This window comes from Escherichia sp. MOD1-EC5495 (assembly GCF_002965965.1).
In the GTDB taxonomy this organism is placed as follows: Bacteria; Pseudomonadota; Gammaproteobacteria; order Enterobacterales; family Enterobacteriaceae; genus Escherichia; species Escherichia ruysiae.
In genome coordinates this window covers 57,483-72,331 of record NZ_PTRI01000016.1, presented here as the reverse complement: position 1 = coordinate 72,331, position 14,849 = coordinate 57,483, and the positions used below count along the sequence as shown (strand labels likewise).

Here is a 14,849-nt window from a genome sequence, read left to right as displayed (position 1 = left end):
GTTACTGCCCGCGCATGGCGTCATGCGCGGGTAATTGCTCTGCCCATGCCATAAAAACCTGCGGCGGCATCGCCTTTGCAAAGTACCAGCCCTGACAATAGCGCACGCCGCGTTTGCGCAGCCAGTTGACCTGATCCTCAGTTTCCACCCCTTCTGCAATCGTTTTTAGACCCAGACTGTGTGCCAGTTCGATGATGTGTTCCGCTATCAAATGGCTGGTTTTATGCGTGGTCAACGTCTCAACAAACGATTTATCGATTTTCAGGATATCAATATTCAATGAGTTAAGGTTATGCAGGTTGGAGTAGCCAATACCAAAGTCATCGATCGCCACTTCGTAACCAGCCTGACGGAAAGCCAGAATAATCGGCGTCATTTTGGCAACATCAAGAAATGCATGTTCAGTGACTTCAAATTTAATTTGCTGCGGACGCACCGTGAATTGCTCTATTTTTTGATTAGTTAAGGCAATCACCCTTGAAGTATGAAAATCGGAGGCAGACAAATTAATTGAAGTAGATAATTCAGGGTGTTTTTCCAGCCAGGAACCGAGATCGTCAAACACCATATTAATGACATAATCTGTCACCTGCGCAATTAGCCCCTCTTGTTCCGCCAGCGGAATAAACTCTGCTGGCGTCATTACCTGTCCCTGATTCCCCGGCCAGCGTAGCAATGCCTCAGCGCCAATACATTTATTCGTTTTAATATCAATAATCGGTTGGTAATAGAGACAAAGCTGCCGTTTTTCGAGGGCACGTTGCAATTTACGCTTAGGTGACTGGTACTTCTGGTTTATACGCAGCCAGAGTAAAAGTAGCACCAGGCTGCCCATAATGCCTGCCGGTAAGGCAAATACAAGGTGATTATAAAAATGTGACAAAATACGTTGAGTTGAGGTTGCAACGATAGCAGCAATGGGACGTTTTGTTGAATGGACTATCGCATATAAATAACCGTTCTGCTGTACGGTTATTTCCCTTTGATGAATCAATGGTGAAAATTTCTCTGCTGAGGCTTGTTTGCTTAAAGAGAAAAAGGTTTTCGTCACCGTATCATATACCCCCCATTGCAGCGTTGGATCGTCAGACATCACCTCGCTCCAGAATAAAGGGTTAATTACCGCGACATAGTTTCCTCGCTGCATATAAGTCATTTTATAACCGGCAAAAAAAGGAGTGTCGCGATAATAATAGATTGAGACATTAGGTTCACGCTTATAGTTCGCTGGCGGCATCGTATAGCCGTTAACGGGAGCCATTAATGTTGAGCATAAAAAAAGGTTATCGTGGGCATAGATCAATTCGTTGATATAAAGATAACCACGGATAATATTCAGCATTTGTTGTTGATGAGAGGGAGTACAAATTTGTCCCTGATAGCGTTCCGCATCGTCGCTTGCTAAATCTGCCTGGCGAATGACCAGCTCGGATTTCTCCAGTGCCAACAGAGCAAAAGCACGAAGTTGATTATTCGCTTCCGCTTTAGCCCAAAGAAAGGCAATCCATAGCGACAGAATGATGGGAAGGAGGACTACAAAGATAATACCCGGCAACGCCAGCAATTTGTGTCGCACACTATGGCTCATTTCTATCAATTCCCTGCCTGGTTATACCTGGTCATTGCAAGGTGAAAACCCTGACTACCGACGACGTTAGATAAATCTTACGGTATAAATAGCACTTTTGCCTGATTTGAAATTGATACCTTTATAATTGTTGTTTAAATGAAAATAACTCGCTGATATCAAAAGGGCTTTGTTGAAAAAACGCAGGTCAGGCAGGAAGTTACAATATTTCTTTATTGTGCATTGTCTCGATTTCACTGAAAAACCACATAATTAGTGCAGCAATAAAAGTAGCTGCATAATCTGGCTAACAAACGAGCAATTGTGATATAGTTCACAAAAATTTATGAAACAAACTAAGTGTTTCATTTTATGTTCTGAAAGTCCCGCGATAGCCAGAGTGTACCACGCCCCCCGTGAGTAATGCCGCGCTATCCAGGGCTTGGTAATTTTCAGAGGAAATGTTTGATGGCTACCCTCACCACTGGCGTGGTTCTTCTTCGCTGGCAGCTTCTTAGCGCCGTATTGATGTTTCTGGCCAGCACGCTCAACATCCGCTTTCGGCGCTCTGATTATGTCGGGCTGGCAGTGATCAGTAGCGGTCTGGGCGTGGTTTCCGCCTGTTGGTTTGCAATGGGGTTGCTTGGCATCACAATGACCGATATTACCGCCATCTGGCACAACATTGAGTCGGTGATGGTGGAAGGGATGAGTCAAACTCCACCACAGTGGCCGATGATTTTGACCTGATATGCAGAAGCCTCCATAACGGAGGCTTCTTTTTTATGACTGGCGGATGCTTTAATCATCCACCTTAAAACAATATAACCTATTGTTTTAATGACAAATCAGAACGGAATGTCGTCATCGAAATCCATCGGCGGCTCGTTAGACGGCGCTGCCGGTGCGGACTGCTGCGGGCGAGACTGAGCACCGCCGCTGAACTGATTGCCACCCTGCGGCTGCTGAGGCTGACCCCAACCGCCCTGCGGCTGGCCGCCGCCGACGTTACCGCCTGCCGGTGCGCCGCCGCCCTGGCGACCACCCAGCATCTGCATGGTGCCGCCAACGTTCACCACCACTTCTGTGGTGTAGCGATCCTGACCGGATTGGTCAGTCCATTTGCGGGTACGCAGCTGACCTTCGATATAAACCTGAGAACCTTTACGCAGATATTCGCTGGCAACTTCCGCCAGTTTGCCGAACAGCACAACACGGTGCCATTCAGTCTGCTCTTTCATCTCGCCGGTCGCTTTATCACGCCAGGATTCGGAAGTAGCCAGCGTAATGTTGGCAACTGCGCCACCATTTGGCATATAGCGTACTTCCGGGTCCTGGCCCAGATTACCAACGAGAATAACCTTATTTACGCCTCTGCTGGCCATGTCGTGTCTCCTGAAAAAAACGTTCTAATAAGTGTAAACGCGCGATTGTAGCATTACCAATAGCGGTTTTACCACGATGTGACCTCGGTTCCGGTAAACAAACATGGCCCGACATTGTTACACAGCACTCCGGGTTTTGCATTCCAATACTGTATATTCATTCAGGTCGATTTGTGTCATAATTAACCGTTTGTGATCGCCGGTAGCGCCATGCCGCCGGGCAAAAAAGTGTTTAATCCGGGAAAGGTGAATGGATAAGATCGAAGTTCGGGGCGCCCGCACCCATAATCTCAAGAATATCAACCTCGTTATCCCCCGCGACAAGTTAATTGTCGTCACCGGGCTTTCGGGTTCTGGCAAATCCTCGCTCGCTTTCGACACCTTATATGCCGAAGGGCAGCGTCGTTACGTTGAATCCCTTTCCGCGTACGCGCGGCAGTTTCTGTCACTGATGGAAAAACCAGATGTCGATCATATTGAGGGGCTTTCTCCCGCCATCTCAATTGAACAGAAATCGACGTCGCATAACCCGCGCTCCACAGTGGGGACCATCACTGAAATCCACGACTATTTGCGTCTGCTGTACGCTCGCGTCGGCGAGCCGCGCTGCCCGGATCACGACGTTCCGCTGGCGGCGCAAACCGTCAGCCAGATGGTGGACAACGTGCTGTCGCAGCCTGAAGGCAAACGTCTGATGCTACTCGCGCCCATCATCAAAGAGCGCAAAGGCGAACACACTAAAACGCTGGAGAATCTGGCGAGTCAAGGTTATATCCGCGCGCGCATTGATGGCGAAGTCTGCGATCTTTCCGATCCGCCCAAACTGGAACTGCAAAAGAAACACACCATTGAAGTGGTTATCGATCGCTTCAAGGTGCGTGACGATCTGACCCAGCGTCTGGCGGAATCGTTTGAAACCGCACTGGAGCTTTCCGGCGGTACAGCGGTTGTTGCGGATATGGACGATCCCAAAGCGGAAGAACTGCTGTTCTCCGCGAACTTCGCCTGCCCGATTTGCGGCTACAGTATGCGCGAACTGGAACCACGCCTGTTCTCGTTTAACAACCCGGCGGGTGCCTGCCCGACCTGTGACGGCCTCGGCGTACAGCAATATTTCGATCCCGATCGCGTGATCCAGAATCCGGAACTGTCGCTGGCTGGCGGTGCGATCCGTGGCTGGGATCGTCGCAATTTCTATTATTTCCAGATGCTGAAATCACTGGCAGATCACTATAAGTTCGACGTCGAAGCGCCGTGGGGCAGCCTGAGCGCAAATGTGCATAAAGTGGTGCTGTACGGTTCTGGCAAAGAAAATATCGAATTTAAATACATGAACGATCGCGGCGATACCTCTATTCGTCGTCATCCGTTCGAAGGCGTGCTGCACAATATGGAGCGCCGTTATAAAGAGACGGAATCCAGCGCGGTACGTGAAGAGTTAGCCAAATTTATCAGCAATCGCCCGTGCGCCAGTTGTGAAGGGACGCGTCTGCGCCGTGAAGCGCGCCATGTTTATGTCGAGAATACGCCGCTGCCTGCAATCTCCGACATGAGCATCGGTCATGCGATGGAGTTCTTCAACAATCTTAAACTCGCCGGACAACGGGCGAAGATTGCAGAAAAAATCCTCAAAGAGATTGGCGACCGCCTGAAATTCCTCGTTAACGTTGGGCTGAATTATCTGACACTTTCCCGCTCGGCAGAGACACTTTCCGGCGGCGAAGCCCAGCGTATCCGTCTGGCGAGCCAGATTGGCGCAGGCCTGGTTGGCGTTATGTATGTGTTGGATGAGCCGTCTATCGGCCTGCATCAGCGCGATAATGAACGTCTGCTGGGTACGCTTATCCACCTGCGCGATCTCGGTAATACCGTGATTGTAGTGGAGCACGACGAAGATGCGATTCGCGCCGCTGACCACGTTATCGACATCGGTCCGGGCGCAGGTGTTCACGGTGGTGAAGTGGTCGCGGAAGGGCCGCTGGAAGCGATTATGGCAGTGCCAGAATCGTTGACCGGGCAGTACATGAGCGGTAAACGCAAGATTGAAGTACCGAAGAAACGCGTTCCGGCAAATCCGGAAAAAGTGCTGAAACTGACGGGCGCACGCGGCAACAACCTGAAAGATGTGACGCTAACGCTGCCGGTGGGTCTGTTTACCTGCATTACAGGGGTTTCAGGTTCCGGTAAATCGACGCTGATTAACGACACACTGTTCCCGATTGCCCAACGCCAGTTGAACGGCGCGACTATCGCCGAACCGGCACCCTATCGCGATATTCAGGGGCTGGAGCATTTCGATAAAGTTATTGATATCGACCAAAGCCCAATTGGTCGTACTCCGCGTTCCAACCCGGCGACCTATACCGGCGTGTTTACGCCTGTGCGCGAACTGTTTGCGGGCGTACCGGAATCCCGCGCGCGCGGTTATACGCCAGGACGATTCAGCTTTAACGTCCGTGGCGGGCGCTGCGAGGCCTGTCAGGGCGATGGCGTGATCAAAGTTGAAATGCACTTCCTGCCGGATATTTACGTACCGTGCGACCAGTGCAAAGGTAAACGCTATAACCGCGAAACGCTGGAGATAAAGTACAAAGGCAAAACCATCCACGAAGTGCTGGATATGACCATCGAAGAGGCGCGTGAATTCTTTGATGCCGTACCGGCGCTGGCGCGTAAACTGCAAACGCTGATGGATGTTGGCCTGACGTACATCCGCCTCGGGCAGTCCGCCACCACGCTTTCCGGTGGTGAAGCCCAGCGCGTGAAGCTGGCGCGTGAGCTGTCAAAACGCGGCACCGGGCAGACGCTGTATATTCTCGATGAGCCGACCACCGGTCTGCACTTTGCCGATATTCAGCAACTGCTCGACGTGTTGCATAAACTGCGCGATCAGGGCAATACCATTGTGGTGATTGAGCACAATCTCGACGTGATTAAAACCGCCGACTGGATTGTCGATCTTGGCCCGGAAGGCGGTAGCGGTGGCGGCGAAATCCTCGTCTCCGGCACGCCAGAAACCGTCGCAGAGTGCGAAGCTTCGCATACAGCGCGCTTCCTCAAGCCAATGCTGTAATCACAAAGGCCGCTTTCTGAGCGGCCTCAGACTGATGACAAAGCTCGGACAGTCCCCTCGCCCCTCCGGGGAGAGGGTTAGGGTGAGGGGAACAGACCAGCACTGGCGTGATTATTTACCCTCACCCCGGCCCTTTCCCTAAAAGGGCGAGGGGGAAAACCGTGCCGCTTTTGACTTTTAAGCCAGTTTTTCAGCAATATCAGGCCGCTTTCTGAACGGTCTTTTCCTTTCAGAGTTGCACCAGCAATTTACGTTTTTCTTCCGGCAGCAAATTCACCGCCTGCTGATACGACGCATCGACCAGATAATAGATTTGCGAATCCGGCAACGATCCGTCGAGATATACGGTACTCCAGTGCGCTTTATTCAGATGTCGGCTGGGACGTACATCGCTGTGCTGCTGACGCAGAAGATCCGCCAGTTCCGGGCTGGTTTTCAGCGAAACCGCCGGGCGATTTTCCACTTCTTTCACCATCGCAAACAGCACATCTTCCACTTTGATTTGCGTCGCTTTCCAGTCGCTGTGAACGCTCTGTTCAGCGCCAGGTTTTGCCATGCAATATTGTAGCAACTCCGATATGGTCATTTTTTACTCCCCTTGTAGTGTCGCGATGATGCGACGCGATCCGCCGTGGACACGATGTTCCCCCAGCCAGATACCCTGCCAGGTGCCGGTCTGAATACGTCCTTTATGCACTGGCAAAACAAGCGATACTCCCAGCATTGAGGATTTGATATGTGAAGGCATATCGTCTGCCCCTTCATAATCATGCTCATAGTTTCCGTTATCGGGAACAGTGCGGAGGAAAAAACGCTCCATGTCCTGGCGTACCGTGGGGTCGCAATTCTCATTAAGTGTCAGAGAGGCGGAAGTGTGTTGCAGCAACAGGTGCAGTAAACCGACATTAACACGCGGCATATCAGCCAGTTGATTCAGAATTTCATCCGTTACCAGATGAAACCCACGAGATTTGGCGCTAAGCGTGAGCGTCTTTTGATACCACATGTGCTGCTCCTTGATAAAACTCTCTTATTCAGTTTGCAGCAAGACAGCGAAAGGATAAAGGTGTGATTAAAAAAACAGCATTCGGGAGAGTGAAACACTCTCCCGCACTATCAGTATTCTAAATTAACGATCACCTCTTCACCAAAAGCACCCGCTTGTGGCAAGGGTTTGTAGGTAGAGTTGGAGGCACGCAGAATACGGATACCACGAATGCCGACATCACGCGCGGCAGTCATATCATTATCGGAATCGCCATAAAACATTCGGATATTTTTATCCTGCAACCACTGCGTTTTCGTGTTTTGTCCCGGTTTATCACCCGCAAAAATTACCGGATTCATACTGCTTGCTGGAATGTGGAAATCATCGGCTAATGTTTTCGAAACCGTTTCTGTTTTCGTTGGGCTACGGCCAGTCACAAAAAAGATGGTATCGCCACGGCGGACATGTATATCAATTAGCTGACGTGCGACCTCTTTTGGAATGCTGAATTCATCCCAACCGTTGTTCATCTTTTCCCAGAATGCTGGGTTTTTCAGATAATCTTCGCTTTCTGGTGAGAATATTTTCTTGCCGCGCCAGAATCCGGGGCTGGAAAACAAAACGGTATCATCGATATCAAATCCAACCGCCATCGGTGGGCGACCGGCAAGGCTATTTTCAATTTGTGCGACTGATACCCAATGGACAGGTGCCTGTTCAGCGAGTCTGGCAACATTAGTGCCGGGATTAAGCGGTGAAGGTGAAGAGGCCAACGCAACAGCAGAACTGTTTAGAGCGAACAATAAGCAAACGGCACTCAATGCCTGTGTGATCTTGCGCATATTTTTCCCTAAATAGTCAGTAAGTTGAAACTTTTTATTATGAAGTTTGTTGAAAAAGCCATCTGACCATAACGCCAGCAGCAAGGGAAAGGAAGGATTATCTGCGGCTTTTGTGAAGAAAGGGAGAAGGATCACATGAGACCAGCCCGTGTTTGTGACTATTTAATAACTTAATATATTTCCATGGTATAAAAATGTTCGGAAATAAAACGCCTATTTTATTCACTTTTATAAGAAATAAGTCTTCATCTCCTTCGTACTATTTGCCTGGATAATACATAGCCCCCCTTATTTATAATAGAGCAGGCGGCTTTTCAACCGCCTGCTGGTTAACCTTACATCACGGCAGCAAACGCCTTTGCAACGCGCTGCACGTTCGCAGAGTTAAGCCCGGCAACACACATACGACCGCTGGCGATCAGGTAAACGCCAAACTCCTCGCGCAGGCGATCGACCTGGGCGGCGCTTAAGCCGGTATAGCTGAACATGCCGCGTTGCTTAAGCAGGTAATCAAAATTGCGCTCCGGCATCTCAGTGCTCAACACCTGTACCAATTGCTGCCGCATTGCCAGAATACGGGTCCGCATTTCTTCTACTTCCGCCAGCCAACTGGCTTTCAACGCCTCATCGTTCAGCACCGTTGCCACTACCTGCGCACCAAAATTCGGCGGGCTGGAGTAAATACGGCGCACAGTAGCTTTCAGTTGCCCCAGCACGCGACCTGCGGCTTCAGCATCTTCACACACCACCGAAAGACCGCCGACACGCTCGCCGTACAGGGAGAAAATTTTTGAGAATGAATTGCTTACCAGTGCAGGTAATCCGGCGCTGGCAATGGCACGAATGGCGTAGGCATCTTCATCCATACCGGCACCAAATCCTTGATAGGCGATATCGAGGAATGGGATAAGCTCGCGTGCTTTGAGAATTTCAATGACCGCGTCCCATTGGTCGTTGGTGAGATCGGCGCCCGTTGGGTTATGACAGCACGGATGCAGCAGCACAATACTGCGGGCAGGCAATGTTTTCAGCGTCGCCAACAGATCGTCAAAGCGCACACCGTTGGTCGTTTCATCATACCAGGGGTAAGTGCTCACTTCGAATCCAGCCCCGGCGAATATTGCTACGTGGTTTTCCCAGGTGGGATCGCTGACCCACACACCTGAATCCGGGAAGTAGCGTTTCAGGAAGTCAGCCCCCACTTTCAATGCCCCTGAACCGCCAAGCGTTTGAATAGTCGCCACGAGCTGTTGTTGTAACACCGGATGATTAGCGCCAAACAGCAGTGGTGCAATAGCATGACGATAGCTGTTAAGCCCTTCCATCGGCAGATAAAGTGAAGCGCCATGAGGCTGCGCATTCAGGCGCGCTTGCGCTTCTTCGACGGCTTTTAATTGTGGAATAATCCCGTCTTCGTTGTAGTACAGACCGATACTCAAATTCACTTTGTCGCTGCGAGGGTCTTCTTTAAAACGCTCCATAAGCGAAAGAATCGGGTCGCCAGCGTAGGCGTCAACTTTTTGAAACACGCGATGGTTCTCCAGGTTTACGGGCAGGTGGTTAAAACACAATAAACCGGAAGATGGGGAAGATCGAGAGGATGTTTAACAACGAGCGGCAATTAATAACACTGCGAGGCTGATAAAAAGCGCAAAATCTCTAAAGACAAGAACGACAAGAGTGTATCAATTTATTGAATTTACATAGCTTTGCAGGCCGGATAAGGTTTTCACACCGCATCCGGCACAGACAATCAACTATTGCAGAACGATTAATCCACGTACTTCATCGCCACCCTTGACGTCAGGCGCGTGATAAGTTCGTAAGCACTCACTTTCGTCATTTCTGCGATACGCTCTACGGGCAGACCTTCGCCCCATAAAATGACCTGATCCCCGGCTTTATCCTGCGCCTGTGGACCTAAATCTACGCAGATCATATCCATCGCGACTCGCCCCACAATCGGCACTTCGCGACCGTTCACCAGCACTGGCGTACCGGACGGCGCGGCGCGCGGGTAGCCATCGCCATAGCCCATCGCCACCACGCCAAGGCGGGTATCGCGCTCGCTAATCCAGGTGCCGCCATAGCCTACCGGTTCACCTGCTTTATGCTCACGCACGGCAATCAGGCTGGAGGTCAGAGACATCACAGGCTGGCAACCGAAATCGGCACCGGTGGAGCCATCTTCCAGCGGTGACACGCCATAAAGAATGATGCCTGGGCGCACCCAATCAAAATGCGACTGCGGCCATAACAAAATTCCGCCCGATGCGGCGATTGAACGCTTGCCAGGTCTGCCTTCGCAAAAGGTATTGAAGATATCGAGTTGTTTCTCAGTCGCACCACATTTTGGCTCATCGGCACGAGCAAAGTGGCTGACAATATTCACCGGCTGGCGAACATTTTTACATTGCGTAAGACGTTGATAAAACGCCTCAGCTTGTTCCGGTAACACGCCCAGTCGGTGCATACCGGTATCGAGTTTCATCCAGACGGTAACTGGCTCCTCCAGATTGGCCTCTTCCAGAGCAGCAAGCTGTTCTTCGTTATGCACGGCGGTATGCAGATGTTCAGCGGAGATCGTCGGCAGATCGTCTGCTTCAAAAAAGCCTTCCAGTAACAAAATAGGTTGCGTGATGCCCCCCGCCCTAAGCCGCAGGGCTTCTTCGAGACGGGCAACGCCAAAGGCGTCGGCATCGGGGAGCGTTCGCGCGGTCTCAATCAGACCGTGACCGTAGGCGTTCGCTTTCACCACCGCAACCAGTTTACTGGCAGGTGCCAGTTCACGCAGACGTTGCAGGTTGTGTCGCAGAGCGCGGCGGTTAATCACAACAGTTGCCGCTTGCATTTGTGTTCCTTGATAAGTGTTTGCTTTAATTACCTAATTCATAAAATAATTATTATTCGTCGTCGTACTGTGGTCCCGCGTAGTTGTCGAAACGCGACCATTGACCGTTAAAGGTCAGGCGTACCGTCCCGATTGGGCCGTTACGTTGTTTACCGATAATAATTTCCGCGATGCCTTTTAAGTCACTATTTTCGTGATAAACCTCATCACGATAGATAAACATGATCAAGTCCGCATCCTGCTCGATGGAGCCGGATTCACGCAGGTCGGAGTTGACCGGGCGTTTGTCGGCACGTTGTTCCAGAGAACGGTTCAACTGAGACAGCGCCACCACCGGCACATTCAGTTCTTTCGCCAGGGCTTTTAGCGAGCGGGAGATTTCTGCAATTTCCAGCGTACGGTTGTCTGAAAGCGCCGGTACGCGCATCAATTGCAGGTAGTCGATCATGATGAGTCCGATGCCACCGTGTTCTCGGGCAATACGGCGTGCGCGGGAGCGCACTTCCGTTGGCGTCAGACCGGAGGAGTCATCAATATAGATATTTCGTTTTTCGAGCAAAATGCCCATCGTGCCGGAAATGCGCGCCCAGTCTTCATCATCCAGTTGCCCGGTACGGATTTTAGTCTGGTCAACGCGCGACAACGATGCCAGAGAACGCATCATAATCTGTTCCGATGGCATCTCCAGCGAGAAGATCAATACTGGTTTATCCTGCAACATCGCCGCATTTTCAACGAGGTTCATCGCAAATGTCGTTTTACCCATCGACGGACGCGCGGCGACGATGATCAAATCCGACGGCTGCAAGCCAGCGGTTTTTTTGTTGAGATCGTCATAGCCGGTATTTACCCCGGTAACGCCATCGTGTGGCTGCTGAAACAACTGCTCAATACGCGCCACCGTGGCGTCGAGCACATCGGCGATGTTCTTCGGCCCTTCGTCTTTATTGGCACGGCTTTCGGCAATTTTAAAGACACGGGATTCAGCAAGGTCGAGCAAGTCTTCGCTGGTGCGCCCTTGCGGATCAAAACCGGCTTCGGCAATCTCATTCGCAACAGAGATCATCTCGCGGACAACAGCACGTTCGCGCACGATGTCGGCATAGGCACTGATGTTCGCTGCACTTGGCGTATTTTTTGACAGCTCCGCCAGATAAGCAAAACCACCAACACTATCAAGTTGCCCCTGACGTTCCAGCGATTCCGCCAGGGTGATCAGGTCAATTGGGCTACCGCTTTCCTGCAAACGCGCCATTTCGGTAAAGATATGGCGGTGCGGACGGGTGTAGAAATCATCTGCCACCACTCGCTCGGCCACATCGTCCCAGCGTTCGTTATCCAGCATTAAACCGCCCAACACCGACTGCTCCGCTTCGATCGAGTGCGGAGGCACTTTCAGCCCGGCAACTTGTGGATCGCGATCGCGGGGTTCAGCCTGCTGTTTGTTGAAGGGTTTATTTCCTGCCATAGTGAATGGAGTTACCGAGATAAAGAATGGGTCGAAACTTTACCATATGAAGCAGACCCTGACGATACGTTCTGGAGGACACATGGCAACACGAATTGAATTTCACAAGCACGGTGGCCCGGAAGTACTTCAGACTGTGGAATTTACTCCTGCCGATCCGGCAGAGAATGAAGTCCAGGTCGAAAATAAAGCCATTGGCATCAATTTTATCGACACGTATATCCGCAGCGGCCTTTATCCGCCGCCATCGCTACCCAGCGGATTAGGCACCGAAGCGGCTGGCATTGTGAGCAAAGTCGGCAGCGGCGTGAAACATATTAAAGCAGGCGATCGTGTGGTTTATGCGCAGTCAACGTTAGGGGCTTACAGCTCTGTGCATAACGTCAATGCCGATAAAGCGGCAATTCTGCCAGCGGCGATCTCTTTTGAGCAAGCTGCCGCGTCGTTCCTGAAAGGCTTAACGGTTTATTATCTGCTGCGCAAAACGTATGAAATCAAACCTGACGAACAGTTCCTGTTCCATGCGGCTGCTGGCGGCGTGGGCTTAATTGCCTGCCAGTGGGCAAAAGCCTTAGGGGCAAAACTTATTGGCACTGTGGGCAGCGCGCAAAAAGCGCAAAGTGCATTAAAAGCGGGAGCGTGGCAGGTAATTAACTATCGCGACGAAAATCTGGTCGAGCGATTAAAAGAGATCACCGACGGCAAGAAAGTGCGCGTGGTGTACGATTCCGTAGGCAAAGATACCTGGGAACGGTCGCTGGATTGCCTGCAACGTCGCGGTTTAATGGTCAGTTTTGGTAATTCATCAGGCGCGGTGACGGGGGTGAACTTAGGCATTCTCAATCAGAAAGGCTCGCTGTATGTGACACGCCCTTCCCTGCAAGGCTATATCACCACGCGGGATGAGTTAACCGAAGCCAGTAACGAACTGTTTTCATTGATTGCCAGCGGCGTGATTAAGGTCGATGTCGCAGAGCAACAGAAATATACGCTAAAGGATGCGCGGCGTGCGCATGAGATTCTGGAAAGCCGGGCGACGCAGGGTTCCAGCTTACTGATCCCATAAAGAAATTGGGCTTCCACCTGGGAAGCCCTTTCTTTTATAGTTCGGCTGTATGTAGGGTACAGCACGATGAATCTGTTAGAGGCGCAATAGTGACAGATTTGATAATCAATTCCTATTTTGTTCTAAGGATAAAACCTTAGGTTGTGATCATCCGCACAATCCCTTAGTAACGCCAGTGGTCATAACGCTGATATTTCGGCACTTTTGGTGCTTTAATCGCCTTTATTACCCACACTACTGCAATCGCCAATAGCAGCCACGGCAGCAACTTGATCATCAACGCCAGCATACCACCGAGGAACATAATGGCCGTCGCCACAACCAGCGCGGCGATAATGCCCAGCAACGAAACGCCGGTGACCATCAACATGACAAAAAAGCCAATCACAAAAAGTAGTTCCAGCATGATGTTCTCCCAAAAATGAAATCTCTTGCAGCCATTACAAGAATCATGCCAAAACCTAACATTATGATTTATCAAAAAATATGCCCCGCGACGGTGCGCAGGGCATAGTGAATTTGACTACTTTGTGGTGAAAAATTAACGCTTATCCGCCACCAGTTTGAGCGCATGTTCCAGCACGTTAATGTCAGCACCCGCTTTATGAGCATTTTCACTTAAATAACGACGCCACTGCCGCGCACCTGGAATACCCTGGAACAGACCCAGCATATGCCGGGTAATATGACCGAGATATGTCCCCTGGCTAAGCTCACGCTCAATGTATGGGTACATAGCGCGCACCACCGCCACCGGATCGGCATCGGTATCCGAGGAACCAAAGATCTCTCGATCTACCGCCGCCAGAATCCCCGGATTCTGGTACGCCTCGCGCCCGACCATCACACCGTCCATATGTTGCAAATGCGCTTTAGCCTCTTCCAGCGACTTGATGCCACCGTTAATCGACATCGTCAGATGCGGAAAGTCACGCTTCAGTTGATAGACGCGCGGGTAATCGAGCGGCGGGATTTCGCGGTTTTCTTTCGGGCTTAAACCAGAAAGCCAGGCTTTACGCGCGTGGATGATAAACATCTCACACTCACCTTTACCGGAAACGGTGTTGATGAAATCACAAAGAAATTCATAGCTGTCCTGGTCGTCAATACCAATACGCGTTTTCACCGTGACTGGAATCGACACCACATCGCGCATCGCTTTCACGCAGTCGGCTACCAGTTGTGCATTACCCATCAGGCACGCGCCAAACATCCCGTTCTGTACCCGGTCAGACGGGCAGCCGACATTCAGGTTGATTTCATCGTACCCGCGCGCTTCCGCCAGCTTCGCACACTGCGCCAGCGCCGCTGGATCGCTTCCACCCAGTTGCAACGCCACCGGATGCTCTTCTTCACTGTACGCCAGGTAATCACCTTTACCGTGAATAATTGCCCCCGTGGTCACCATTTCGGTATAGAGAAGCGTATTACGGGAAAGCAGACGCAGGAAATAACGGCAGTGTCTGTCCGTCCAGTCGAGCATCGGGGCAATGGAGAAACGGTATGCGGGATAAGCGGTTTGTGATTCTGCTGACATGGCGTTTTTTTAAGCACCTGGTGAATTGGGGGCGCTACTATAGCATAACGAATATGCGATCAGGCAATGCGG

At 51.0% G+C, this 14,849-nt stretch carries 13 protein-coding genes; 3 read left to right on the top strand and 10 right to left on the bottom strand.

The window, feature by feature from the left end; translation table 11 throughout:
• Position 1 precedes the first annotated feature (1 nt).
• Positions 2-1,588 carry a cyclic di-3',5'-guanosine monophosphate phosphodiesterase PdeC gene (pdeC, locus tag BEG40_RS14330; RefSeq protein ID WP_105285615.1) on the bottom strand — a complete coding sequence of 529 codons (1,587 nt, stop codon included), beginning with the start codon at positions 1,586-1,588 and terminating at the stop codon, positions 2-4.
• Positions 1,589-2,035: 447 nt separating this feature from the next.
• Between pdeC and BEG40_RS14320 the strand changes: the two genes are divergently transcribed.
• A complete protein-coding gene (locus BEG40_RS14320; protein ID WP_016159882.1) occupies positions 2,036-2,317 on the top strand; it encodes a YjcB family protein in 282 nt (93 codons plus the stop codon).
• Positions 2,318-2,415: 98 nt separating this feature from the next.
• On the opposite strand, the gene ssb1 is transcribed toward BEG40_RS14320, so the two are convergent.
• Positions 2,416-2,952: a single-stranded DNA-binding protein SSB1 gene (gene ssb1, locus BEG40_RS14315; RefSeq protein WP_000168309.1), complete on the bottom strand. Its 537-nt coding sequence runs from the start codon at positions 2,950-2,952 to the stop codon at positions 2,416-2,418.
• A gap of 250 nt (positions 2,953-3,202) precedes the next feature.
• Between ssb1 and uvrA the strand changes: the two genes are divergently transcribed.
• Positions 3,203-6,025 carry an excinuclease ABC subunit UvrA gene (gene uvrA / locus BEG40_RS14310; protein WP_000357756.1) on the top strand — a complete coding sequence of 941 codons (2,823 nt, stop codon included), beginning with the start codon at positions 3,203-3,205 and terminating at the stop codon, positions 6,023-6,025.
• Positions 6,026-6,254: 229 nt separating this feature from the next.
• Here uvrA and BEG40_RS14305 read toward each other — a convergent pair whose 3' ends face one another.
• The 6 genes from BEG40_RS14305 to dnaB all read right to left on the bottom strand — a co-directional run bounded on the left by BEG40_RS14305 (position 6,255) and on the right by dnaB (position 12,174).
• On the bottom strand, positions 6,255-6,611 hold the full coding sequence (locus BEG40_RS14305; protein WP_000155671.1) for an MmcQ/YjbR family DNA-binding protein: 357 nt from the start codon (positions 6,609-6,611) through the stop codon (positions 6,255-6,257).
• A 3-nt stretch (positions 6,612-6,614) separates the two neighbouring features.
• Positions 6,615-7,031 carry a secondary thiamine-phosphate synthase enzyme YjbQ gene (locus tag BEG40_RS14300; protein ID WP_000270381.1) on the bottom strand — a complete coding sequence of 139 codons (417 nt, stop codon included), beginning with the start codon at positions 7,029-7,031 and terminating at the stop codon, positions 6,615-6,617.
• A gap of 110 nt (positions 7,032-7,141) precedes the next feature.
• The gene (aphA, locus tag BEG40_RS14295; RefSeq protein WP_105285614.1) at positions 7,142-7,855 is read right to left on the bottom strand and encodes an acid phosphatase AphA; all 714 of its coding nucleotides are present in this window, start codon (positions 7,853-7,855) and stop codon (positions 7,142-7,144) included.
• 335 nt (positions 7,856-8,190) lie between these two features.
• Positions 8,191-9,384 carry an aromatic amino acid transaminase gene (tyrB, locus tag BEG40_RS14290; protein ID WP_105285613.1) on the bottom strand — a complete coding sequence of 398 codons (1,194 nt, stop codon included), beginning with the start codon at positions 9,382-9,384 and terminating at the stop codon, positions 8,191-8,193.
• Between the two features lie 242 nt (positions 9,385-9,626).
• Positions 9,627-10,706 (bottom strand): alanine racemase, encoded by a 1,080-nt coding sequence (alr, locus tag BEG40_RS14285; RefSeq protein ID WP_001147290.1) that lies wholly within the window; start codon positions 10,704-10,706, stop codon positions 9,627-9,629.
• Between the two features lie 52 nt (positions 10,707-10,758).
• Positions 10,759-12,174: a replicative DNA helicase gene (gene dnaB / locus BEG40_RS14280; RefSeq protein WP_000918355.1), complete on the bottom strand. Its 1,416-nt coding sequence runs from the start codon at positions 12,172-12,174 to the stop codon at positions 10,759-10,761.
• Between the two features lie 82 nt (positions 12,175-12,256).
• Here dnaB and BEG40_RS14275 point away from each other — a divergent pair, with 82 nt between their 5' ends.
• Entirely contained in the window at positions 12,257-13,240 is a 984-nt protein-coding gene (locus BEG40_RS14275) for a quinone oxidoreductase (protein ID WP_105285612.1), read from the top strand.
• A gap of 163 nt (positions 13,241-13,403) precedes the next feature.
• Here BEG40_RS14275 and pspG read toward each other — a convergent pair whose 3' ends face one another.
• Together pspG and dusA are read right to left on the bottom strand one after the other, a co-directional pair.
• On the bottom strand, positions 13,404-13,646 hold the full coding sequence (gene pspG, locus BEG40_RS14270) for an envelope stress response protein PspG (RefSeq protein ID WP_105285611.1): 243 nt from the start codon (positions 13,644-13,646) through the stop codon (positions 13,404-13,406).
• Positions 13,647-13,781: 135 nt separating this feature from the next.
• Positions 13,782-14,777, bottom strand: coding sequence for a tRNA dihydrouridine(20/20a) synthase DusA (gene dusA / locus BEG40_RS14265; RefSeq protein WP_001272043.1), 996 nt, complete (start codon positions 14,775-14,777; stop codon positions 13,782-13,784).
• Between the last annotated feature and the right edge of the window lie 72 nt (positions 14,778-14,849).